Here is a 20,153-nt window from a genome sequence, read left to right on the forward strand (position 1 = left end):
CATGCCGGTATCATCCCAGTGGCTGAAACGGCCCCTGCTTGAACGTTCCACCCAGCTGTTCCTCGGCGTGCTGTTTGCCGCCATGGCGCTGGTGACCCTGCTCCACGTTGCCCTGCCGCAAGGCAGCGCGCTCCACGTCAGCGCCTACACCGTTACCTTGCTGGGCAAGTACCTGTGCTACGCCTTGCTGGCGGTGGCGGTGGACCTGGTGTGGGGCTACCTTGGCATTCTCAGCCTCGGCCATGGTGCCTTCTTTGCCCTTGGCGGCTATGCCATGGGCATGTACCTGATGCGCCAGATCGGCGACCGCGGCGTGTACGGCAACCCGGAGCTGCCGGATTTCATGGTGTTTCTCAACTGGCAGGAGTTGCCCTGGTACTGGCAGGGCTTCGACATGGCCTGGTTCGCCTTCCTGATGGTGTTACTGGCGCCGGGGTTGCTGGCTTTGGTATTCGGCTTTCTGGCGTTCCGCTCCCGGGTCACCGGGGTCTATCTGTCGATCATCACCCAGGCACTGACCTTTGCCCTGATGCTGGCATTCTTCCGCAACGAGATGGGGTTTGGCGGTAACAACGGCCTGACCGACTTCAAGGACATCCTCGGCTTCAGCCTGCGCAGCGATGCCACCCGCCTTGGCCTGTTCATCGCCACCGGCATTGCGCTCGCCATCGGCTACGTGATCTGCCGCGGTATCGTCACCAGCAAGCTCGGCCGGGTCAGCATCGCCTGTCGCGATGCCGAAGCCCGCACCCGCTTCCTCGGCTATCGGGTGGACCGGGTGCAGCTGTTTGTGTTCGTGGTTTCGGCCATGCTCGCCGGGGTGGCAGGCGCCCTTTACGTGCCCCAGGTGGGCATCATCAACCCCGGCGAGTTCTCGCCGCTGTTCTCCATCGAGATTGTGGTCTGGGTGGCGCTTGGCGGTCGCGCCACCCTGTACGGCGCGGTGATCGGGGCGCTGCTGGTGAACTACGCCAAGACCGTGTTCACCGGCGTGATGCCCGACGCCTGGCTGTTCGCCCTCGGCGGTCTGTTCGTGCTGGTCACGGTGTTCCTGCCCAAAGGCATTGCCGGGCTGCTGCAACGACGGTCGGCGCCGCCGGTCTCATCCCCGTCTCAGGAGGCTGCGGCATGAGTGTTTTCCAGCAACTCACCGAGCGGGACCGGGTATTCGACTTTCTTGCCCCGGTGCAGTCCCCGGTGGACGTCCGTCACGGCGCCATCCTGTACCTGGAAGATGTCAGCGTGAGTTTTGACGGCTTCCGGGCCATCAACAACCTCAACCTCACCATCGACGATGGCGAACTGCGCTGCATCATCGGCCCCAACGGCGCCGGCAAGACCACCATGATGGACATCATCACCGGCAAGACCCGGCCCGATACCGGTTCGGTGTGGTTCGGCAGCCGCCACAACCTGCTCACCCTGAACGAGCCGGACATCGCCGCCCTCGGCATCGGCCGCAAGTTCCAGAAGCCGACGGTGTTCGAGGCCCTGACCGTGTTCGAGAACCTGGAGCTGGCGATGGCCGCCGACAAACGGGTGCTGCCCACCCTGACCGCGCTGATGACCCAGGACATTCGCGATCGGATCGACGAAGTGCTGCTGCTCACCGGCCTGCAGGAGCTGCGTGGTGCCCTGGCCGGCATTCTCTCCCACGGCCAGAAGCAGTGGCTGGAAATTGGCATGCTGCTGATGCAGCGGCCCCGTCTGTTGCTGGTGGACGAACCGGTCGCCGGCATGACCGAGCAGGAAATGGAACGCACCGCCGAACTCCTGACCGGCCTTGCCGGCAAGCAATCGGTAGTGGTGGTGGAACACGACATGGGCTTCGTTCGCTCCATCGCCCGCACCGTCACCGTCCTGCACCAGGGCAGTGTGCTGGCGGAAGGCACCATGGACCAGGTGTCTGCCAATCCGAAAGTGATTGAAGTCTACCTGGGGGAGGGCGCGTGATGCTGAAGATCGAACAACTCAACCAGTTCTACGGCCAGAGCCACACCCTGTGGAATCTGGAACTGGACGTGCCGGCCGGCCAGTGTACCTGCGTAATGGGCCGCAACGGCGTCGGCAAGACCACCCTGATGAAATGCATCATGGGCGAGGAGAGCGTCAGCGGCGGCCGGATCATTCTGGCCGGCGACTCAGAGCTGTCCCGACGCCGCACCGAAGACCGCTCCCGGTTGGGCATCGGCTATGTCCCCCAGGGGCGCCAGATTTTTCCGCTGCTGACTGTGGAAGAAAACCTGCGCACCGGCCTGGCGGTGCGCAAGGATGGCAGCAGGAAAATCCCCGAGCGGATCTACGAGCTGTTCCCGGTGCTGAAGGAAATGAAAAACCGCCGCGGCGGTGACCTGTCCGGCGGCCAGCAGCAACAGCTGGCGATTGGCCGTGCGCTGGTGATCGAGCCACGTCTGCTGATCCTCGACGAACCCGGCGAAGGCATCCAGCCCAACATCGTGGCGCAGATTGGCGAGGTCATTCGCCGGCTGATCGCCGAGGATGGCCTCACCGTGCTGCTGGTCGAACAGAAACTGCCCTTTGCCCGCAAATACGCCGACCGCTTTGCCATCATGGATCGTGGTCGCCGGGTGGCGGACGGCGCCATCAGCGAACTGTCTGACGACCTCATCCGGCAGCACCTGACGGTATGACGATACTCACCGCCATTCCAATCCCCGCCCCCAGCGCGCCCGGACCAGGCGCGCGGAACGGCTCCGGTCACCGCTTTGACCCGGACCGGCGCTGGGCCGCCAGCCTGGAGCTGGAATTCCAGCTCCGGGGCAGCGAGCTACAGGCCTCCACCGCGCTGACCCGGGTGCGCCATCACGGCCCGCTGCGGGTGCAACGGCCGTTCTACCCGGAAGGCCGCCGCGGCTGTTGCCACGTCTACCTGTTACACCCGCCCGGCGGGCTGGTCAGTGGTGACCTGCTGCAGATTGACGTCAGCGTCGCCAACGGCGCCCGGGCCCTGCTCACCACCCCGGCCGCCGCCAAACTCTACAAAGCCGACAGCCACGGCGTGGCCTGGGGCCAGCACACCCGGCTCAGCGTTGCCGACGGCGCCACCCTGGAATACCTGCCCCAGGAAACCATCGCCTTTGACGGCTCCCGCGGCCAACAGACCACCACCATTGACGTGGCCGACGGCGGCCGCTGCCTCGGCTGGGAAATCCTGGCCCTCGGCCGCCCGGCCAGCGCGCTGCCGTTTGCCAGCGGCCATCTGGAACAACGCTTCCTGCTGACCCGCCAAGGCCGCCCGCTGTGGCAGGAACGCCAGCTCCTCGACCCCCAGCACAGGCGCTTTAGCGGGCACTGGGGGCAGGGCGGCGCCACTGTCCAGGCCACCTTGTGGGCAGTCGGGCTGGAAGACGCCGGCGACGCGGTGACATTGCTGCGGCAAACCCTGCCCGCAACCACCCGCTGGGCCGTCACCTACCGCCGGGGCGTGCTCTTGCTGCGCTACCTCGGCCGCGAACGCAACGAAGCCTGGGCCCTGTGCCAGCAGGCCTGGGAACTGCTCAGACCAACACTCACCGGTCAGCCGGCCAGCATTCCAAGAATCTGGCTGACCTGAACAGCATTCGAACAACATCGGAACAACACCAGGATAACGGAGCGCACCACGATGGAACTGACACCCAGAGACAAAGACAAGCTGCTGCTGTTTACCGCCGCACTGCTCGCCGAACGCCGCAAAGCCAAGGGCCTGAAACTCAATTACCCGGAAGCCATCGCCCTGATCAGCGCCGAAATCATCGAAGGCGCCCGTGAAGGCCGCTCCGTGGCTGACATGATGGCCGCCGGCCGCGAAGTTCTCAGCCGTGCCGACGTCATGCCTGGTGTCCCCGAAATGATCCCGGAAGTCCAGGTAGAAGCCACCTTCCCGGACGGCACCAAACTCGTCACCGTCCACAACCCGATCGTGTAAGGAGCCCGCCATGATCCCCGGCGAATACCAGCTCAAAGACGGCGACATCGAACTCTGCGTCGGTCGCGAACGCACCACCCTCGACGTCGCCAATACCGGCGACCGCCCGGTCCAGATCGGCTCCCACTACCACTTCGCCGAAGCCAACCCGGCCCTGCACTTCGACCGCGCCAAAGCGCGCGGCCTGCGGCTGGACATCGCCGCCGGCACCGCCATCCGCTTCGAACCCGGCCAAAGCCGAGCAGTCACGCTCATTCCCTTTAGCGGCAGCCGCGAAATCTACGGCTTCCGGGCTGAAGTCATGGACAAGTTGGAAGTCCAGAAATGAAAATTACCAGACAAGCCTACGCCGACATGTACGGCCCAACCACCGGCGACCGCCTCAGACTGGGCGACACCGACCTGTGGATCGAGGTCGAAAGCGACGCCACCCACTATGGCGACGAAGTAAAATTCGGCGGCGGCAAAGTCATAAGAGACGGCATGGGCCAGAGCCAGCGCGCCGACGACAGCGTGATGGACACCGTCATCACCAATGCCCTGATACTCGACTGGTGGGGCATCGTCAAAGCCGACATCGGCCTCCGGAACGGCCGCATCGCCGCCATCGGCAAAGCCGGCAACCCCGACACCCAACCCGACGTCCAGATCGTCATCGGCCCCGGCACCGAAATCATCGCCGGTGAAGGCAAAATCCTCACCGCTGGCGGCATCGACGCCCACATCCACTTCATCTGCCCCCAGCAAGTGGAAGAAGCCCTGATGAGCGGCATCACCACCATGCTCGGCGGCGGCACCGGCCCGGCGACCGGCTCCAACGCCACCACCTGCACCCCCGGCGCCTGGCACCTCGGCAAAATGCTCCAGGCCGTCGACAGCCTGCCCATGAACATCGGCTTTCTCGGCAAAGGCAACGCGAGCCTGCCCGAAGCCCTCGAGCTGCAAATAAAAGCGGGCGCCATCGGCCTGAAACTGCACGAAGACTGGGGCACCACTCCCGCCTCCATCGACAACTGCCTCACCGTGGCGGACCAGTACGACGTCCAGGTGGCCATCCACACCGACACACTTAACGAATCCGGCTTCGTCGAAGACACCCTCGCCGCCTTCAAGGAACGCTGCATCCACACCTACCATACCGAAGGCGCCGGCGGCGGCCACGCTCCCGACATCATCACCGCCTGCTCGAAAAGCTACGTGCTGCCGTCCTCTACTAACCCGACGCGGCCCTACACCGTCAATACCGTGGACGAACACCTCGACATGCTGATGGTGTGCCACCACCTCGACCCCAACATCCCGGAAGACGTCGCCTTCGCGGACTCTCGCATCCGCCGCGAGACCATCGCCGCCGAAGACATCCTCCACGATCTCGGCGTGATCTCGATGATCGCCTCCGACTCCCAGGCCATGGGCCGGGTCGGCGAAGTGGTGTGCCGCACCTGGCAGACCGCCCACAAAATGAAACAGCAGCGTGGCCTGCTGCCGGAAGACCAGAGCCTGGGCGCCGACAACCTCCGCGCCCGGCGCTACATCGCCAAGTACACCATCAACCCCGCCATCACCCACGGCATCGCCCATGAAGTGGGCTCGGTGGAAGTGGGCAAGCTGGCGGACCTGGTGCTCTGGAGCCCGGCCTTCTTCGGCGTGAAGCCCGCACTGATCCTCAAAGGCGGCATGATCGCCGCGGCGCCGATGGGCGACCCCAACGCGTCTATCCCCACACCCCAGCCGGTGCACTACCGCCCCATGTTCGGCGCCTTCGGCAAGGCCGCCAGTGCCACCCGGCTGAGCTTCGTCAGCCAGGCCGCCCTGGATGCCGGCATCGGCGAGCGGCTCGGCCTCGACAGCCCGCTGGCGGCCTGCAGAAACGTGCGCGGCATCCGCAAGAGCGACATGAAACTGAACGACGCCTGCCCCCACATCACCGTGGACCCGCAGACCTACGAAGTACGTGCCGATGGCGAACTGCTCACCTGCGAGCCGGCGACCGAGCTGCCCCTGGCCCAGCGCTACCACCTGTTTTAAGGAGACCACCCATGCTTGAACTCACTCAGCGGATCGAGAACGTGGACGCCAGCGAAGTGCTGGACACCCTGACGCTGCCCTATGAACTGCGCATCCGTGGCCGCCTGCGTGCCACCACCGACACCAACCAAGACGTGGGGCTGTTCCTCGACCGCGGTCCGGTGCTGCGGCACGGCGCCTGCCTGCAGGCCACCAGTGGCGAGATCGTCCGCATCCGCGCCGCGGAAGAACCGGTGGTGACTGCCCGCATCGCCACCGGCCTGCCACTGGCACGCCTGTGTTACCACCTCGGCAACCGCCACACCTCACTGGCTATCGGCATGGACAGCGAGCAGGTGGGTTGGGTGCGCTTTACCCCCGACCACGTGCTGGAAGAACTGGCGGAACACCTCGGCGCTACCCTGGAACACCACAACGCGCCATTTGATCCGGAACCAGGCGCCTACGCCCAGCCCGGGCACAGCCACGGTCATGGTCATGGTCACAGCCATGGCCATGCTCACCACCATCACGATCATGAAGGCGGCCACAGCCACAGCGAACACCACCATGACCACACTCACGCTCACTGACAGCAGCCGCACCGCGGTGGATGACCTGGCCCTGCTGGGCCTCCTACAACTGGTCAGTCCCGCTCTGCCCATCGGTGCCTTTGCCTGGTCCCAGGGGCTGGAGAGCGCCTTTGAGCTGCGCTGGGTCACCACCGCGGACGAGTTGGGTGACTGGCTGGAAGGGGTGCTGGAAGACGGCCTGACCCGCTGCGAGCTGCCACTGCTGAAGCGGCTTCAGCAAGCCTGGGCCAACGCAGACGGAGCAACCGTAGCCCAGTGGAACGACTGGCTGCACGCCACCCGGGAAACCGCCGAGCTGACCGACGAAGACATCCGCCTGGGCGCGGCCCTGGCGCGCCTGCTCGGCAGCCTGGACCTGTTGCCGGAAGAAGGCCTGCTCCCGGAAGACCCCGGTTACGTCACCTTGTTTGCCTGGGCCGCTCACCTGCGCCGGGTGCCGGTACGGCAGACCCTGCTCGGCTTCGCCTGGGCCTGGCTGGAAAACCAGCTGGCCGTTGCCTGCAAGGCCATGCCCCTGGGCCACACCGCCGCCCAGCGCCTGACCGAACGGCTGCGCCCGAAACTGGTGATGGCCGTGGACCACGCCTTGCAGCGAGAGGACCACGAACTCGGCCCGGTACTGCCAGGCCTGGCGCTCGGCAGCGCCTTGCACGAAACCCAGTATTCACGGCTTTTCAGAAGCTGAACCAACAAAGTACACGAATAGGAGAACACGCCATGAAACATTGCCTGAGAGTAGGCGTCGGCGGCCCGGTAGGCTCCGGCAAAACCGCCCTGCTGCGCCAGCTGTGCAAGGCCCTGAAAGACCACTACGACATCGCCGTGGTCACCAACGACATCTACACCCGGGAAGACGCCGACTTCCTGCTCAAACACGATGCCCTGCCAGCGGACCGCATCCTCGGAGTGGAAACCGGCGGCTGCCCCCACACCGCCATCCGCGAGGATGCTTCCATGAACCTGGCGGCCATTGACGACCTGCAAAGCCGCCACCCGAACCTGGAACTGGTGCTGGTGGAATCCGGCGGCGATAACCTCTCCGCCACCTTCAGCCCCGAGCTGTCCGACCTCACCCTGTACGTGATCGACGTCTCCGCCGGCGACAAGATCCCCCGCAAAGGCGGCCCCGGCATCACCAAATCCGACCTGCTGATCATCAACAAGATCGACATCGCCGAGCAGGTCCACGCCTCCCTGGAGGTAATGGACCGGGACTCCAGGAAAATGCGCGGCGAACGCCCCTTCGTGTTCACCAACCTGTACGACGGGGTAGGGCTGGAGACCATCATCCGCTTCATTCTGGAGCGGGGCATGCTGCCGGAACGCCGGCCTGGGAAAGTGGCTGAAATAGCCTGAACAAACCAAATCCTGAACGTTTAACGCACAACGGAGATACAACCATGAAACTACGTAACCAACTCACTCTGACTGCCAGCCTGCTGCTGGTTTCTGGCGTCACCTGGGGCCACGCCGGGCACGAAGCCCTCGGTGACGGCGTGCATATTGAGTACCTGCTGGCAGCCGGCGTGGCTGCCGCCGTGGGGCTTTTTGCCCTGATGCGACACAAGCGGGGCGGGCAAGACTGACGCTGATATTGGCGGCACCGAGGCAACTCCGTATCGGGTAGGCCGACCAAAAAGTACAGAGGAAACAGAAAGCTGCGTGGCAATGCCTTGCAGCTTTTTTGTGGCAGGAAATTTACGTACTTTTTTAATGGGGACGAAAAGCGGCGCGGAGATGGTCTACCTTAGGTAGCTAAACACTGCGGAAGAACCGATTGTTAGGGATAACGTCCGATGGATCCCTCGCTACTGATACCATCTCTTTCAAACCTCTGGTATTTGGTACTACTGGTGCTGCTGGTCACCGCCGCCGTGGCATCACACTGGCGTAACGTTCAGTGAACCGAGGGATTAGCATGATCGAAACCCCAGCGGAGTTCCCGAGTCACGGTACAACCTGTCGCGGTGTTTTTTACACTCAGAATGCCGACAGAAGCGGTTTACCGTGTGTCGTGATGGCCCATAGTGTTGGGCATGACTCATGCCAGTGGTCTGACACCGTTTAAAGAAGCCTTGTGCAATGCAGGTTATGCGGTCTTTGCCTTTGACTACCGCCACTTCGGTGAAAGTGATGGTCAGCCACGACAGATGCTGAGCCCTCGGGAAGAAGTGGCAGATTGGCTGGCTGCCCTGAATTTTGCGCGGCAGCTGGATCGTATCGATGGGAGCCGCATGTGCCTGTGGGGGACGTCGTTTTCTGGCGGGCTTGTGATTGTGGCCGCGGCAAAGGATGGAAACGTGCAATGCACTATCTCCCGGTGCCCGATGACGGATAGTTTGGCGTCTTTGCCGGGTGTTGTCGGTTATGCCGGCCTCATGCAGGCGATGCGCCTGACCTGCCACGGGACGGTGGACTGGCTTCGTCGTGGGCTGGTGATGTCTCCCCGGTATATTGCATCCGCAGGCCGCCCCGGCGAGCGCTGCGGCCAAAGCGGCCGAGAGAATGCCGAACGCGGAAGTGAAGCACTATCCGGTCGGTCATTTTGATGTTTATCGGGGCGAAGCTCGGGCTCAATCCATCGACGATCAGCTTTATTTCCTGGCCCGGTTTTTCCGGTGAAAGTAACAACCGGGGCAGATCTATTAACGGCTGAGTCGGGGGTCGAGTGCGAGCGTCTTGTTCAGGTCCGATTCATAAAGAATACGCGCCCCTTACAATTTGCAACATATTGAAATATAAATAAAAGGTAAGGGTGGCATCGCGAGTATTTCTGATATTCTCGAATGGTTCACAAAACCGACAAGTGCCTGATGGGACGATGGAGACAATGGTTTCCTTCCGGTCATACTGGGCAGGTCAGACCACCTGAACAATGGGATTTACACCAATGAAAATGAAATCACTGCTCGTTTTTTTATCTCTGAGTGCCACCTCTTTGGGTGCCGTTGCGGGTGACACCGCCGACGCCGCGCTAGGTGGCGGTATTGGCGGAGCGATTGGGGCGGCTATCGGCAACGAGGTAGGTGGTAGAGATGGCGCTATTCTCGGTGGTGCCGTCGGTGCGGCAACTGGAACAGCCATTACCACCAAAGATCATAGAGAATACGATCGCGACTATGATGGCCGTCGTCATGACTATGACGATCGCCACCGGTCTTACCGTCAGTCTGGTGGCCATTTCTGCCCGCCGGGCCAGGCGAAAAAGGGCAACTGCTGAAACGCAATAAGCTTGCAATTTAATCGTGACTTCAAAAAGCCTTTCTCCAACGGGAAGGCTTTTTTCGACCTTGAGCCACCTGCTGAAGTAGTGGGTTATTCCGGCTCAGGGTTCCGCTTTCTGTTCTAAGCTTTATCCAAACGCCTGTGCTGTGAGACCTGTAGTACTCCCTTAATACCCGCTTAATCGCCGCCGCTGCTACTGTTTCCAGACTTGGCAACACAAGCACAAGGAGACAGCCATGAGCGGGAAGAAGATTCTGATGATTACCGGTGATTTCACCGAAGACTACGAAACCATGGTGCCGTTCCAGGCACTGCAGGCCGTGGGTCACACGGTTCATGCCGTTTGCCCCGGCAAGAAAGCGGGCGATACCGTTGCCACTGCCATCCATGACTTCGAGGGTGACCAGACCTACAGCGAAAAACCGGGCCATCGGTTTGCCCTGAATGCGGATTTTGAGGGGCTGGATCCGGCAAATTACGACGCTCTGGTCGTGCCTGGTGGTCGCGCACCCGAGTACCTGCGCCTCAACAAGGATGTGCAGACTCTGGTTCGCCATTTCTTCGAAACCAACAAGCCGGTGGCGGCAATCTGCCACGGTGCCCAGTTGTTGGCCGCAGCGGGGGTTCTTGAGGGCCGCAAGTGCTCGGCCTATCCGGCCTGCCAACCGGAAGTGGAGCTGGCCGGCGGGACCTTTGCCGGTATCGAGGTTGATCAGGCGGTCACCGATGCTAATCTGGTAACAGCGCCCGCGTGGCCGGCTCATCCGGCCTGGCTGGCGCAGTTCTTCAAATTACTGGACCAGTAACTCAGCAGGGGCCTGCCCACCGGCCCCTCAGTGCTCTCAAGCATCCTCAATAGCACCCAGGCACACCCAGGGAGGTCGTCATGTGCAAGCTCTTCATCAACGCCGATCCGGAGCTTTGGCTCAGCCGGACTCACTCCCTGCGTATTGACGGCATGGTGACCAGTGTGCGGATGGAAAACGCCTTTTGGCAGGTGCTGGCAGAGCTGGCCGAGCGGGATGGTATGAACCTGCCGCAGATGATCACCCGGCTTTACCACGAGTCCATTGATGCGGGCCATGATCTCGGCAATTTCACATCCTTCCTTCGGGTTTGTGCGCTGCGTTACCTTGAGCTGCAATTGAGCGGCGACGTTCCGAGGGATACCCGGGTACCGATTGCCTCGCTTGATGCCGACCGTATTCTCGCTGGCAAAACCGGTGAGCCGCCAACTCCGGACGTGGTGAGCAAAGCAAGGCACTGAATCCGAAAAAAACGGGACCACATGGCAATTCCTCAGTTGATGAGCTCGCCAAATTGGCCACTAATGACAAGTGCATTGTCCCCTTGTCCTCTCACGGCAGTGGGTTCTCCGCCCGTATGATGACCGCACACTCATCACGCTTCCCGGGGGCTCACCATGATTGCCAGGAAAACGAACGCCTCTGTTCACCCGATTTCAGCGCGCGGTACAGCTCGAACGACCACACCGAAGGGTATGATCCCCGAAGTCCGGCAGCCGGATTTTGATCTGGCCGACGATGTGCCTAAATACTGGTGGGACAATGATCCGGCCAAAACGCTTCTGCTGGCTGCACTGTCGTCCAGTTTTCCGCCCGGCGAGCGCTTCTTTATCGACTCGGTACGCCACTATCAGAAACAGATTACCGACCCTGAACTGAAAGCGGGGGTGCGTGGTTTTATTGGCCAGGAGGCTCACCACTCGAAGGAACACAAGGCCCTCAACGGCCTTATGCAGGAACGCGGTATCAATCTCGATCGCCTGGAGCGGGAGATTCAGGGGCTGATGAACTGGATGCGCAAGCAATTCAGCCCCGAGCGTCAGCTGGCCCACACGGTCGCCGTGGAACATTTCACCGCCCTGTTGGCCGAGGAGTTTCTTCTGAAATATAACGCTCTGGACGAAATGGACCCGCGCATGGCAGCCATTTGGGCCTGGCACGCCATCGAGGAATCCGAACACAAGGCCGTGGCTTTTGATGTTTACAAGAGCATTGGCGGCAGTGAATTTGTCCGGGTGACGGAAATGATGGCCGTGAGTGTGATGTTCCCGCTGTTCAGCGGGATTCACCTGGTGCAGCTGATGAAAGAGGATGGCCAGCTCTTAAACTTCAAATCCTGGCTGGGCGGACTCAATTACATGTGGGGCAAGCCCGGCGTTTTCCGCAAGCTGTTGCCGAGCTACTTCAAGTATTACAGCCCTGATTTCCACCCCTGGAATCACGATGCGCGCGATCTGGTCGAAAGGGCCAAGCGCAAATGGCTGGCGCCGGTAATGAAAAAGACCGCCTGAAAAACGTAGTTCAGGACAGAACCTGGCCGCCATCCACCACCAGCGTCTGGCCGGTTATCCAGCGGGCCAGATCGGAGGCGAGGAACAACGCCACGTCGGCGACTTCCTCCGGCGTGCCCAGGCGCCCGAAGGGAATCCCCCCGCGAATACGCTCGTAGAGCTCCGGATTGTGCTGACGGGCCTGATCCCAGACGCCGCCCGGAAACTCGATCGAGCCCGGGGCAATGCCATTAACACGCACTTTATGCGGGGCCATGGCCACCGCGAGGCTGGCGGTGTAGTGAGCGACGGCGGCCTTGATGGCCGCGTAGGGGGCGGTGCGTGTCGAGGCGTGCAGGGCGGCGATGGAGGCAATGTTGATGATCGTGCCCCCGGTTTCCTTGAGCGCTGGCAGGCAGGTGTGACCGGCGCGAACCGTACCCATCAGATCCACTTCAACGCTGCTCAGCCAGCCTTCTTCGTTGTCCTCCCGCCCGAAGGCCGAGGCGCAATTGACCAGCACGTCGAGGCCGCCCAGCTTGGTCATGGCGCTCTGCAGATATGTCTCCAGTGCGGCCTTGTCGCCGATGTCGCAGGAGGCCACATGCAGCGCCAGCCCCTCGTCTGCCGCTTCTCCCGCCAATGCGTCCAGGGATGCCTGCCCGCGCGCGCACACGGAAACGCTGGCACCGGCTCGGGCAAACCCCAACGCGATGGCCCGGCCAATCCCCTTGCTGCCGCCAGCGACGATGACGCGCCGGCCGTTGAAATCAAACGTCATTGATTGCTCCTGATTTCCCATTAGGTTGGTCTCGACTCTGGGCGCGCCAGTGTCTGGAATCTCCAGCTACTTTAGCGCTAAACGTGGGCTTGGACGATCTAATGGTTGAGTGAATTGCTTGAGTAATGAGAAGGTCGCAACGACATTTGCTAGTATCTTCGCCTCCTCCTCCTGAAAGCGATCAAGTCCCCGAGAATGAATGCTCCTTTCAAACTGCGGCCCTACCAGCAGGAAGCTGTCGACGCCACGCTGAGCCATTTCCGCAAATCGGACGAGTCTGCCGTCATCGTGCTGCCCACCGGCGCGGGTAAGAGCCTGGTCATTGCCGAGTTGGCCCGGCTAGCCCGCCGCAAAATTCTGGTGCTGACCCACGTCAAAGAGCTGGTGGAGCAGAATCACGCCAAGTACCAGAGCTACGGCTTGGAAGGTGGCATCTTCTCCGCCGGGTTGAAGCGCAAGGAGAATCAGCACCAGGTCACCTTTGCCAGTGTGCAGTCCGTCGCGGCGAATCTGGATCAATTCCGGGATGAGTACTCGCTGGTCATTATCGACGAGTGCCATCGGGTCAGCGGTGAGGAAACCAGTCAGTACCAGCGGATTATCGAGTTGCTGCGGCAGCAGAATGACGCCCTCAAAGTGCTCGGGCTGACCGCCACACCCTATCGCCTGGCCATGGGCTGGATCTATCGCTATCACTACCGGGGCTTTATTCGCGGCTCGGGTGAAGAGCAGGACAAGCCCTTTCAGCACTGCATCTACGAACTGCCTTTGAGCTACATGATCAACCGCGGGTATCTCACCCGTCCCGAGCTGGTGAATGCGGCGGTGGCCCAATACGATTTCTCCGCGCTGGCCCAGGACCGCTTTGGCGAATACGCAGAAAAGGACGTCAACCAGCTGCTGAGCAAACACAAGCGTGTGACCCGGGCGATCATCGAGCAGGTGGTGGAGCTGGCCGCCGACCGCAAAGGCGTGATGATCTTTGCGGCAACGGTGGAGCATGCCCGGGAGATCACCGGCTATCTGCCTGAACACGAAACCGCCCTGGTGACCGGCGCAACCGATTCGAAGGAACGGGACTTGCTGATCCAGCGCTTCAAACAGCGGCAGTTGAAGTATCTGGTGAACGTGTCCGTGCTCACCACGGGTTTTGATGCGCCCCACGTGGACTTTATTGCCATTCTTCGGCCTACCCAGTCTGTCAGCCTGTATCAGCAGATCGTTGGCCGCGGTCTTCGTCTGGACGAAGGTAAACGGGACTGCCTGGTGATTGATTACGCGGGCAACCGTGTGAACCTGCATCACCCGGAGGTGGGGGAGCCGAAACCGAATCCCGACAGCGAGCCGGTGCAGGTATTCTGCCCGGGCTGTGGTTTTGCCAATATCTTCTGGGGCAAGACCGACAGTGAGGGCCGTGTTATCGAGCACTTTGGGCGCCGTTGCCAGGGGCTGTTGGCGCCTGCGGAAGGGGAGGAACCTGCCGGGCAGAGCGGGCGCCCGCAACAGTGCGATTACCGTTTCCGGTTCAAGGAATGCCCACATTGTGGTGGCGAGAATGACATTGCTGCCCGTAACTGCGGGCATTGCCACCAAGCGATTATCGACCCGGATGATCAGCTGAGAGATGCACTGAAACTGAAGGACGCCATGGTGATCCGTTGTGCCGGGATGACGTTGGGCGTTGGTGGAGGCAAGCTGAGAATCACCTATCACGGCGAAGATGGGGAGGAACTCAGCGAGTCGTTCGATTTCACCAAGCCCGCGCAGCGCGCCGTGTTCAACAAACTGTTTGGCCGCAGGTTCGCCAATAGCCAGGCCCCGAAAGAGTTCAAAAAGGTGGATGCGGTGCTGGAGATGCAAACCCTGTTGCCGGCACCGGATTTCGTGATTGCCCGCAAGCAAAAGCACTATTGGCAGGTGCAGGAACGGATTTTTGATTATCAGGGGAATTATCGTAAGGCGAACGAGCGGTAACTTGGGTATTGCGGCCGCTTTGTTTACTATTGGGCGCGGCGCCAGTGACGGCACCCTCGACAATTTGGATGATTCTTCAAGGACAGAAGGAACAAAGGAATGAGCAAGAACGTTGTGCTGTTGGGTGATTTGGGAACAGATCACCAGGGATTTCCCCCCACGCCGGTTATTGCCGGCTCCCCCGATGTGCTGATTGACGGCAAACCCGTTGCCCGCGTCGGCGATCCTCTCGCTCCACACGCCAAGCCCAAACATCCTCCCCACCCGCGAGCCATCGCTGCTGGCTCGGCAACGGTGCTGATCAATGGTATTCCCGCGGCTGTGACGGGGGGGGCAATTTCCTGCGGCGGCGTCACTATTGGTAGTGGCAGCGTTGTGATTGGTGATACCCACTCACCGGCGCCGTTTTCCGCTATTTCACCCGCACCAGCAAAGCCCGCTCCGCAGGCGGCATCGTCTTCCGCCCGTGGTTTTGAAAGTACCGCTTCGGAGCCCTCAATCGCCGACGGGGCAGCGAAAAGTGCGGGTAGCGCAACGGCAGGTGGGCCGGTGGCCTCCAGCCTATCTGGGCAATTCCCAATCACCAGTGAGCCGAAGGCCGCCGTAGAGCCTGGCTACCATGTCGTCCAGAGCCCAACGAGCAAAACGGACTTGTTGACTGCCCTATATGGAGAGGCGTCGGCAAAGCCGGATCACTTTGACCGGTTGAACCCGGGCCTCGGTGAGCGTGTGTTGCCTGGTGAGATGATTGTGCTGGGTGACCCGGAAGGCATGGAGTGCACTCAAGAAGAAGCCGACTTGATGGAAGTGGCGGCGCAGGTGAACGCCCAGGTAAGGTCGCTGGAGCAGGACGAGGCGCAGTTTATCGTCAAGTATTACGATCTGTTGGAAGCCGTCACTTCAACGGGCTCGGCTGGTCTGGGTGCTGGCGCAGTGATGATTTCGAAGCAGATCGAAAGCATTGAGGCGACGCTAAAGAATATCGAGCGACTTCATCAGGACAGTTACCGTAAGCATGGTCATCTCAACCATCCGGAGTTTTTCGAGAAGCGGCAGGCGCTATTCAAGAAGCTGGATTTTGCTCTGGGGAGTTTGGCACGCAAAGGTATGTCGCTGGATGATGATGCCAAGCTCAAACGAGCGCTGGGGTTATCGTCGAAGAGTATTGTGAATAGTTGGAAGACTGCTGGGGTTGGTGGCATACCGGGGTATGCCACGCATTACGAGCGGCTGGCGACGGGTGCGAGGTATGTACGAAACGTTGGCTATTTGGGCATCACCCTGGATGCCGCTTTGTCCGCTATGAAGATCAATGAAGCCTGCAAAGCGGGCGACTATAAGGAATGTCGGGTCGTGGCGTATAGGGAGAGCGGTAAACTGGTTGGCTCTTCAATTTTTGGTGCTGCGGGAGGAGCTTTGGCTGGTGGGTGCACGTTGGTGGCTGTCACTTCTGCAGGCATAGGCGGTGTTGCCTGCGCGGTCATTGTCGGAGGTTTGGGAGCTGCGGGAGGTAGTCATTTCGGCTCTGGTGTCGGTGAGGCTATGGGCGAGCTTTTGCGGGAGTCAATTCATGAATGACGGGAAGTACGTAGACATTGTGGAAGTGATATTCCTTGTTTCAATGCTTGGAGGATTCTTCCTCCTCTTGCTTATATTGACGTTATTTTTTCCTAAAGTTGTCGAGGTTGAAAATCGCATCGCAACACCTGGCAAGCAACTGGACGGTATACGTAATGTATGGGGTAATGGTCCAATCGGGCGGTGGATGCGCGTGGTCCATGTATTTTTCTTTTTCGTCTTCAGGAACCTTCCGCGGGTTGGTCATCGCATAGAATCCAGAATGGGAGATGAGAGTGAGGCGCTTCCGAGAGGCCTAAAATTTTGGGTGATTCTGCCAGTATCGGTTTTTTTTGCTTCAATTGTCGTGTCGGTTCTGGCGGCGTGGTTTCTTGGGGTGTTGGACTAGCGGAAGGGCATTATGCCGGCTTCGGCTTGTAAGAAATGTCTGACGGCGTTGCACTTGGAGTTGGAGACCTCCCTATTGACGTGATGTAGAAATGGCCGGCGTGTGCGCTGGCGAAATCTAGAACAAGGAAGTTCATGAGTGAAGAGCAATTAACAGAAATAGCGGCGATTACAGGCGCCGCCTCTCTGGGAACTAGCATTGTTTTGATGTTCCTGATGGTCACGCTGTTTTTTCGTAAAACCGAGGAAGTTGAGCGGCGAATTGCAACTCCAGGTAAGCAGCTGGATGGAATCCGGATGATCTGGGGTAATGGCCCGATCGGACGATGGATGCGGGTGGCACATGTTTACGCTTTCTTTGTATTCCGAAACCTTCCACGAATAGGATCTCGTATCGAATCCAGAATGGGTGATGAGAATGAACCTTTGCCACTTTCGTTGAAGCTTTGGGTGATCGTGCCTTTCACTGTGTATACAGTTCTTATGTTTTTGTTTTTCTTATCAGGCTGGTATCTCGGAGCATTCGACTAGCGAGGGGTTCTACCCCGTTGCCTGAGGTCGCTTGCATATATTGTCAACTCGAAGGCTATTTCCGGAAAACCAGCAGCCGGTTGTTCGCTGGCATGGCATGGTTCTCCGCGAGGTTCAGGCCCACCGATTCCGCCAGTGCAATCAGATCTTCCAGATCCCGGATGCCCATGTGGGATGCGCGGGCTCTCAGATATTGGTCAAACTGTCTGTTGCTTTCACTGGTATATCGGCCGTGGTTGTTGAACGGGCCATACAGACAAAAGGCCCCATCATTTGGCAGGCGCTCGCCAATGTTGCGAAACATCTGTTCGACTTCGCTCCACGCCATGATGTGGGCGGTGTTTGCCGAGAACGCCCAGATGAAGGATTCGACGGGCCAGGGTGCGGTGCATACGTCCAGTTCAACAACAGGCAGGATGTTGGGCAGCGCGGCTTGCTCCAGCCGGGCGCGACAGAGATCCACCGCGTCCGGATGGTCGGACGGTTGCCACTGCAGGTGGGGCATTGACTTTGCGAAATGCACCGCGTGCTGCCCGGTGCCTGTGCCCACCTCCAGGACGTTTCCCGGCGCATCGAAAATCTCACGGAGCTTCTCCAGGATCGGCGATTTGTTGTTCTCACAAGCCTGAGAAAAGGGCAGGTTGGTGGTCATCGAGCCGGGTCTCCTGTTGCTTGGCAGTATGATCAGGTTAAATTCTGGTGATTATGAATCCGGGAGTGCTTAGCCGGCAGCTGCGGTGGCCTGATGCCGATTCTGCCCGGGTGTTTTCCATTGGTGAGATTCGCGCCGCGTTGGAACGGCCATATCAGCTACTGGTTTACGGCTAAAGTGAACGGGGAGCGTGTATAAATCACTCTCCCAACAATTATTTCGTGTTTCATATATACTACCTTGCCGAATCTGGCAAACAAGCCAAGACTTAACGTGGATAATATAATGAGCAAGAAAGCCGTAAAATCTACTTTAACTTCTGCCGAGATTGAGGCGCATACTGCTGAATTTTTAAAGACTGGCGGGCGTGTTGATTATGTGGTGAAAGGTAAAAGTGCACAGTTTTCCACCACTGGTCCAAAGCAGATTAACCTGAAAAGCAGTTGATGATTGCGCGAAAGCTCAAGCAGATCGGGGAGGCCATTCTACCCGGATCGGATCAACAAAAAAGGCAGCCGAGGCTGCCTTTTTTCGTCACGTCTTGGCTGTTATTTACAGACCAATTACGTTCTCGGCCTGCGGACCTTTCTGTCCGTCAGTCACTGTGAATTCAACTTCCTGACCTTCGGCCAGAGTTTTGAATCCGCCACCCTGAATAGAGCTGTAGTGAACAAAAACGTCTGCGCCGCCTTCACGAGTAATAAAGCCGAAACCTTTTGCTTCATTGAAGAACTTAACGTTGCCTTTAATAGTAGACATAATAATTATCCTGATTTTAATCAAATGGTTGCTGCCAATAGATCGTTGTGATTTTTGGTCAGCGATATGCAGGAAATAAAAAACGTGCAGGATCAAAAACAGGACAAGAGGTTTTGCAACACTAAAGGTCTGATTCGTGAAATGCTTTGCTAAATCTTTCCGACGGAAGAGACAGTACGCTAATTACCAGGTATTGCATAGCTAAATTTTCCAGAAAGCTGGAAAGTTTTGTTTTTGGGTTTAGTTATCTGGCCGTAACCATGAGCTGGGTGGTTTCTTCAGGTGTTTCGTTTCTCGCGGGTGACGCCTATGCTCATAACATACATTTCTTGTCCGGGAGTTGCTTTTATGAGTCTGGCTATCGCACTGCATGTTCTCTCTGCCGTGATCTGGGTTGGTGGTATGTTTTTCGCTTACATGGCCATGCGTCCGGCGGTGGTCGAGGTCATTGATGCGTCGCAGCGGGGCGTGCTCTGGTGTCACACGCTGTCCCGGTTTTTCCGGTGGGTATGGGCTGCCGTCATCCTGTTGCTGGTGACCGGTTACTGGATGATTTTCAGCGTGTTCGGCGGCATGGCGGGTGCCGGCTGGCATATCCACGTAATGCAGGCGCTGGGGATCGTGATGATCCTGCTCTATTTTCACGTTTACTTTGCCCCCTTCCAGCGACTGAAGCAGGCCGTTGCCAACCAGGATCCCCAGGAAGGTGGACGCCAGGTAGGCCAGATCCGCAAGTTGGTGGGTACCAACCTGATTCTGGGGCTGGTCGTGGTGGCGATCGGCGCTGGTGGCCGCTACCTGTAAGCCCGAAGCCGTTTTCCGGTTGCAGAGATCGACTATTGGAACGCCAGTCGACTGTAGCCGCTGCTGGAGCCAACGCCGCCACTGGTTATAATGGCGTATCTTGAACCGTTGCAGAGAACCCTATGCCAATCGAAAAGAATCAGGTGGTCTTGTTTCACTACAGTGTCCGTGATGAACAAGGCAACGTTGTTGAAAACTCCCATGGCGGCGAGCCGAACGCCTACCTGCATGGTCACGGCGGCATTATCCGCGGCCTGGAAGAAGCCCTGGAAGGTCGCGAGGCCGGCGAAAGCTTCAGTGTCACCGTCGCTCCGGAAAAAGCCTACGGTCCGCGCAAGGCCGACGCCATCCAGCGGGTGCCGATAAAACATCTGATGGGTGCCAAACGCTGGAAACCGGGCATGATCGCCCAGGTGCAGACCGAGCATGGCCCGCGCCATGTGGTCGTCGCCAAGGTCGGCCACAAGTTTGCCGATGTCGACACCAACCATCCGATGGCCGGTAAAACCCTGACCTTCGATATCGAAATCATCGAAGTACGTGCGGCCGATCCGGAAGAAATAGCGCACGGCCACGCCCATGGGCCGGGTGGGCATCATTGAAGGCTTAACTCATCCCCGGATTAAGTGGGCAGGCGC

Annotated in this window: 26 protein-coding genes; 23 read left to right on the forward strand and 3 right to left on the reverse strand. The window is 59.5% G+C overall.

The features are described 5' to 3' along the window. Nucleotide 1 precedes the first annotated feature (1 nt). The 16 genes from urtC to CLH61_RS07225 all read left to right on the forward strand — a co-directional run bounded on the left by urtC (nt 2) and on the right by CLH61_RS07225 (nt 12,070). Complete coding sequence (gene urtC / locus CLH61_RS07150) at nt 2-1,132, forward strand: urea ABC transporter permease subunit UrtC (RefSeq protein ID WP_099614012.1); 1,131 nt, start codon at nt 2-4, stop codon at nt 1,130-1,132. Next, nucleotides 1,129-1,953, forward strand: coding sequence for an urea ABC transporter ATP-binding protein UrtD (gene urtD / locus CLH61_RS07155; protein ID WP_099614013.1), 825 nt, complete (start codon nt 1,129-1,131; stop codon nt 1,951-1,953). The genes urtC and urtD overlap by 4 nt, the downstream gene beginning before the upstream one ends. Beyond that, a complete protein-coding gene (gene urtE, locus CLH61_RS07160; protein WP_099614014.1) occupies nt 1,953-2,651 on the forward strand; it encodes an urea ABC transporter ATP-binding subunit UrtE in 699 nt (232 codons plus the stop codon). Before urtD ends, urtE begins: the two co-directional genes overlap by 1 nt. After that, nucleotides 2,648-3,574 carry an urease accessory protein UreD gene (locus CLH61_RS07165; protein ID WP_099614015.1) on the forward strand — a complete coding sequence of 309 codons (927 nt, stop codon included), beginning with the start codon at nt 2,648-2,650 and terminating at the stop codon, nt 3,572-3,574. The genes urtE and CLH61_RS07165 overlap by 4 nt, the downstream gene beginning before the upstream one ends. 51 nt (nt 3,575-3,625) lie before the next feature. After that, nucleotides 3,626-3,928, forward strand: a complete 303-nt coding sequence (locus CLH61_RS07170; protein WP_099614016.1) for an urease subunit gamma — start codon at nt 3,626-3,628, stop codon at nt 3,926-3,928. Nucleotides 3,929-3,938: 10 nt separating this feature from the next. Then, entirely contained in the window at nt 3,939-4,256 is a 318-nt protein-coding gene (locus CLH61_RS07175) for an urease subunit beta (protein WP_099614017.1), read from the forward strand. After that, the gene (ureC, locus tag CLH61_RS07180) at nt 4,253-5,956 is read left to right on the forward strand and encodes an urease subunit alpha (RefSeq protein WP_099614018.1); all 1,704 of its coding nucleotides are present in this window, start codon (nt 4,253-4,255) and stop codon (nt 5,954-5,956) included. The genes CLH61_RS07175 and ureC overlap by 4 nt, the downstream gene beginning before the upstream one ends. An 11-nt stretch (nt 5,957-5,967) precedes the next feature. Beyond that, nucleotides 5,968-6,528, forward strand: coding sequence for an urease accessory protein UreE (ureE, locus tag CLH61_RS07185; protein WP_099614019.1), 561 nt, complete (start codon nt 5,968-5,970; stop codon nt 6,526-6,528). Further along, complete coding sequence (locus CLH61_RS07190; RefSeq protein ID WP_099614020.1) at nt 6,506-7,213, forward strand: urease accessory protein UreF; 708 nt, start codon at nt 6,506-6,508, stop codon at nt 7,211-7,213. Before ureE ends, CLH61_RS07190 begins: the two co-directional genes overlap by 23 nt. Nucleotides 7,214-7,245: 32 nt before the next feature. Then, nucleotides 7,246-7,884, forward strand: a complete 639-nt coding sequence (ureG, locus tag CLH61_RS07195) for an urease accessory protein UreG (protein WP_099614021.1) — start codon at nt 7,246-7,248, stop codon at nt 7,882-7,884. 44 nt (nt 7,885-7,928) lie between these two features. Then, nucleotides 7,929-8,114 (forward strand): hypothetical protein, encoded by a 186-nt coding sequence (locus CLH61_RS07200; protein WP_099614022.1) that lies wholly within the window; start codon nt 7,929-7,931, stop codon nt 8,112-8,114. A 450-nt stretch (nt 8,115-8,564) separates the two neighbouring features. Beyond that, nucleotides 8,565-9,077 (forward strand): alpha/beta hydrolase, encoded by a 513-nt coding sequence (locus tag CLH61_RS07205; RefSeq protein ID WP_211289082.1) that lies wholly within the window; start codon nt 8,565-8,567, stop codon nt 9,075-9,077. Between the two features lie 341 nt (nt 9,078-9,418). Further along, on the forward strand, nt 9,419-9,748 hold the full coding sequence (locus tag CLH61_RS07210; RefSeq protein WP_099614023.1) for a glycine zipper domain-containing protein: 330 nt from the start codon (nt 9,419-9,421) through the stop codon (nt 9,746-9,748). A gap of 241 nt (nt 9,749-9,989) precedes the next feature. Next, entirely contained in the window at nt 9,990-10,559 is a 570-nt protein-coding gene (locus CLH61_RS07215; RefSeq protein WP_099614024.1) for a DJ-1/PfpI family protein, read from the forward strand. An 80-nt stretch (nt 10,560-10,639) separates the two neighbouring features. After that, a complete protein-coding gene (locus CLH61_RS07220; RefSeq protein WP_099614025.1) occupies nt 10,640-11,020 on the forward strand; it encodes a ribbon-helix-helix domain-containing protein in 381 nt (126 codons plus the stop codon). A gap of 234 nt (nt 11,021-11,254) precedes the next feature. Then, nucleotides 11,255-12,070: a metal-dependent hydrolase gene (locus tag CLH61_RS07225; RefSeq protein WP_099614026.1), complete on the forward strand. Its 816-nt coding sequence runs from the start codon at nt 11,255-11,257 to the stop codon at nt 12,068-12,070. 10 nt (nt 12,071-12,080) lie between these two features. Here CLH61_RS07225 and CLH61_RS07230 read toward each other — a convergent pair whose 3' ends face one another. Next, nucleotides 12,081-12,830, reverse strand: coding sequence for an SDR family NAD(P)-dependent oxidoreductase (locus tag CLH61_RS07230; protein WP_099614027.1), 750 nt, complete (start codon nt 12,828-12,830; stop codon nt 12,081-12,083). 195 nt (nt 12,831-13,025) lie between these two features. Here CLH61_RS07230 and CLH61_RS07235 point away from each other — a divergent pair, with 195 nt between their 5' ends. From CLH61_RS07235 to CLH61_RS07250, 4 genes are all read left to right on the forward strand, one after another. Beyond that, entirely contained in the window at nt 13,026-14,804 is a 1,779-nt protein-coding gene (locus tag CLH61_RS07235; protein WP_099614028.1) for a DNA repair helicase RadD, read from the forward strand. Nucleotides 14,805-14,903: 99 nt separating this feature from the next. Then, a complete protein-coding gene (locus CLH61_RS07240) occupies nt 14,904-16,382 on the forward strand; it encodes a type VI secretion system PAAR protein (RefSeq protein ID WP_099614029.1) in 1,479 nt (492 codons plus the stop codon). After that, nucleotides 16,375-16,770 (forward strand): hypothetical protein, encoded by a 396-nt coding sequence (locus CLH61_RS07245; protein WP_099614030.1) that lies wholly within the window; start codon nt 16,375-16,377, stop codon nt 16,768-16,770. The genes CLH61_RS07240 and CLH61_RS07245 overlap by 8 nt, the downstream gene beginning before the upstream one ends. A 134-nt stretch (nt 16,771-16,904) precedes the next feature. Beyond that, on the forward strand, nt 16,905-17,300 hold the full coding sequence (locus CLH61_RS07250) for a hypothetical protein (RefSeq protein WP_099614031.1): 396 nt from the start codon (nt 16,905-16,907) through the stop codon (nt 17,298-17,300). A gap of 55 nt (nt 17,301-17,355) precedes the next feature. On the opposite strand, the gene CLH61_RS07255 is transcribed toward CLH61_RS07250, so the two are convergent. After that, entirely contained in the window at nt 17,356-17,952 is a 597-nt protein-coding gene (locus CLH61_RS07255) for a DUF938 domain-containing protein (protein ID WP_099614032.1), read from the reverse strand. A gap of 285 nt (nt 17,953-18,237) precedes the next feature. Here CLH61_RS07255 and CLH61_RS18430 point away from each other — a divergent pair, with 285 nt between their 5' ends. Next, nucleotides 18,238-18,399, forward strand: coding sequence for a hypothetical protein (locus CLH61_RS18430; protein WP_170003640.1), 162 nt, complete (start codon nt 18,238-18,240; stop codon nt 18,397-18,399). A gap of 105 nt (nt 18,400-18,504) precedes the next feature. Here the strand turns inward: CLH61_RS18430 and CLH61_RS07260 are convergent, their stop codons facing one another. Beyond that, nucleotides 18,505-18,711, reverse strand: a complete 207-nt coding sequence (locus tag CLH61_RS07260) for a cold-shock protein (RefSeq protein WP_022987913.1) — start codon at nt 18,709-18,711, stop codon at nt 18,505-18,507. Between the two features lie 348 nt (nt 18,712-19,059). Between CLH61_RS07260 and CLH61_RS07265 the strand changes: the two genes are divergently transcribed. Together CLH61_RS07265 and CLH61_RS07270 are read left to right on the forward strand one after the other, a co-directional pair. Next, on the forward strand, nt 19,060-19,515 hold the full coding sequence (locus tag CLH61_RS07265; RefSeq protein ID WP_099614033.1) for a CopD family protein: 456 nt from the start codon (nt 19,060-19,062) through the stop codon (nt 19,513-19,515). Between the two features lie 122 nt (nt 19,516-19,637). Continuing rightward, nucleotides 19,638-20,117, forward strand: a complete 480-nt coding sequence (locus tag CLH61_RS07270) for an FKBP-type peptidyl-prolyl cis-trans isomerase (RefSeq protein ID WP_099614034.1) — start codon at nt 19,638-19,640, stop codon at nt 20,115-20,117. The last annotated feature ends 36 nt before the right edge of the window (nt 20,118-20,153 follow it).

The sequence above is a fragment of the Marinobacter profundi genome, from assembly GCF_002744715.1.
GTDB classification, from domain to species: domain Bacteria; phylum Pseudomonadota; class Gammaproteobacteria; order Pseudomonadales; family Oleiphilaceae; genus Marinobacter; species Marinobacter profundi.

Excerpts from the sequence above, each read along its gene's own strand:
- urtC (WP_099614012.1), top strand. The coding sequence starts at position 2 with ATGCCGGTATCATCCCAGTGGCTGAAACGGCCCCTGCTTGAACGTTCC.
- urtD (WP_099614013.1), top strand. The coding sequence starts at position 1,129 with ATGAGTGTTTTCCAGCAACTCACCGAGCGGGACCGGGTATTCGACTTT.
- urtE (WP_099614014.1), top strand. The coding sequence starts at position 1,953 with ATGCTGAAGATCGAACAACTCAACCAGTTCTACGGCCAGAGCCACACC.
- CLH61_RS07165 (WP_099614015.1), top strand. The coding sequence starts at position 2,648 with ATGACGATACTCACCGCCATTCCAATCCCCGCCCCCAGCGCGCCCGGA.
- CLH61_RS07170 (WP_099614016.1), top strand. The coding sequence starts at position 3,626 with ATGGAACTGACACCCAGAGACAAAGACAAGCTGCTGCTGTTTACCGCC.
- CLH61_RS07175 (WP_099614017.1), top strand. The coding sequence starts at position 3,939 with ATGATCCCCGGCGAATACCAGCTCAAAGACGGCGACATCGAACTCTGC.
- ureC (WP_099614018.1), top strand. The coding sequence starts at position 4,253 with ATGAAAATTACCAGACAAGCCTACGCCGACATGTACGGCCCAACCACC.
- ureE (WP_099614019.1), top strand. The coding sequence starts at position 5,968 with ATGCTTGAACTCACTCAGCGGATCGAGAACGTGGACGCCAGCGAAGTG.
- CLH61_RS07190 (WP_099614020.1), top strand. The coding sequence starts at position 6,506 with ATGACCACACTCACGCTCACTGACAGCAGCCGCACCGCGGTGGATGAC.
- ureG (WP_099614021.1), top strand. The coding sequence starts at position 7,246 with ATGAAACATTGCCTGAGAGTAGGCGTCGGCGGCCCGGTAGGCTCCGGC.
- CLH61_RS07200 (WP_099614022.1), top strand. The coding sequence starts at position 7,929 with ATGAAACTACGTAACCAACTCACTCTGACTGCCAGCCTGCTGCTGGTT.
- CLH61_RS07205 (WP_211289082.1), top strand. The coding sequence starts at position 8,565 with ATGACTCATGCCAGTGGTCTGACACCGTTTAAAGAAGCCTTGTGCAAT.
- CLH61_RS07210 (WP_099614023.1), top strand. The coding sequence starts at position 9,419 with ATGAAAATGAAATCACTGCTCGTTTTTTTATCTCTGAGTGCCACCTCT.
- CLH61_RS07215 (WP_099614024.1), top strand. The coding sequence starts at position 9,990 with ATGAGCGGGAAGAAGATTCTGATGATTACCGGTGATTTCACCGAAGAC.
- CLH61_RS07220 (WP_099614025.1), top strand. The coding sequence starts at position 10,640 with ATGTGCAAGCTCTTCATCAACGCCGATCCGGAGCTTTGGCTCAGCCGG.
- CLH61_RS07225 (WP_099614026.1), top strand. The coding sequence starts at position 11,255 with ATGATCCCCGAAGTCCGGCAGCCGGATTTTGATCTGGCCGACGATGTG.
- CLH61_RS07230 (WP_099614027.1), bottom strand. The coding sequence starts at position 12,830 with ATGACGTTTGATTTCAACGGCCGGCGCGTCATCGTCGCTGGCGGCAGC.
- CLH61_RS07235 (WP_099614028.1), top strand. The coding sequence starts at position 13,026 with ATGAATGCTCCTTTCAAACTGCGGCCCTACCAGCAGGAAGCTGTCGAC.
- CLH61_RS07240 (WP_099614029.1), top strand. The coding sequence starts at position 14,904 with ATGAGCAAGAACGTTGTGCTGTTGGGTGATTTGGGAACAGATCACCAG.
- CLH61_RS07245 (WP_099614030.1), top strand. The coding sequence starts at position 16,375 with ATGAATGACGGGAAGTACGTAGACATTGTGGAAGTGATATTCCTTGTT.
- CLH61_RS07250 (WP_099614031.1), top strand. The coding sequence starts at position 16,905 with ATGAGTGAAGAGCAATTAACAGAAATAGCGGCGATTACAGGCGCCGCC.
- CLH61_RS07255 (WP_099614032.1), bottom strand. The coding sequence starts at position 17,952 with ATGACCACCAACCTGCCCTTTTCTCAGGCTTGTGAGAACAACAAATCG.
- CLH61_RS18430 (WP_170003640.1), top strand. The coding sequence starts at position 18,238 with ATGAGCAAGAAAGCCGTAAAATCTACTTTAACTTCTGCCGAGATTGAG.
- CLH61_RS07260 (WP_022987913.1), bottom strand. The coding sequence starts at position 18,711 with ATGTCTACTATTAAAGGCAACGTTAAGTTCTTCAATGAAGCAAAAGGT.
- CLH61_RS07265 (WP_099614033.1), top strand. The coding sequence starts at position 19,060 with ATGAGTCTGGCTATCGCACTGCATGTTCTCTCTGCCGTGATCTGGGTT.
- CLH61_RS07270 (WP_099614034.1), top strand. The coding sequence starts at position 19,638 with ATGCCAATCGAAAAGAATCAGGTGGTCTTGTTTCACTACAGTGTCCGT.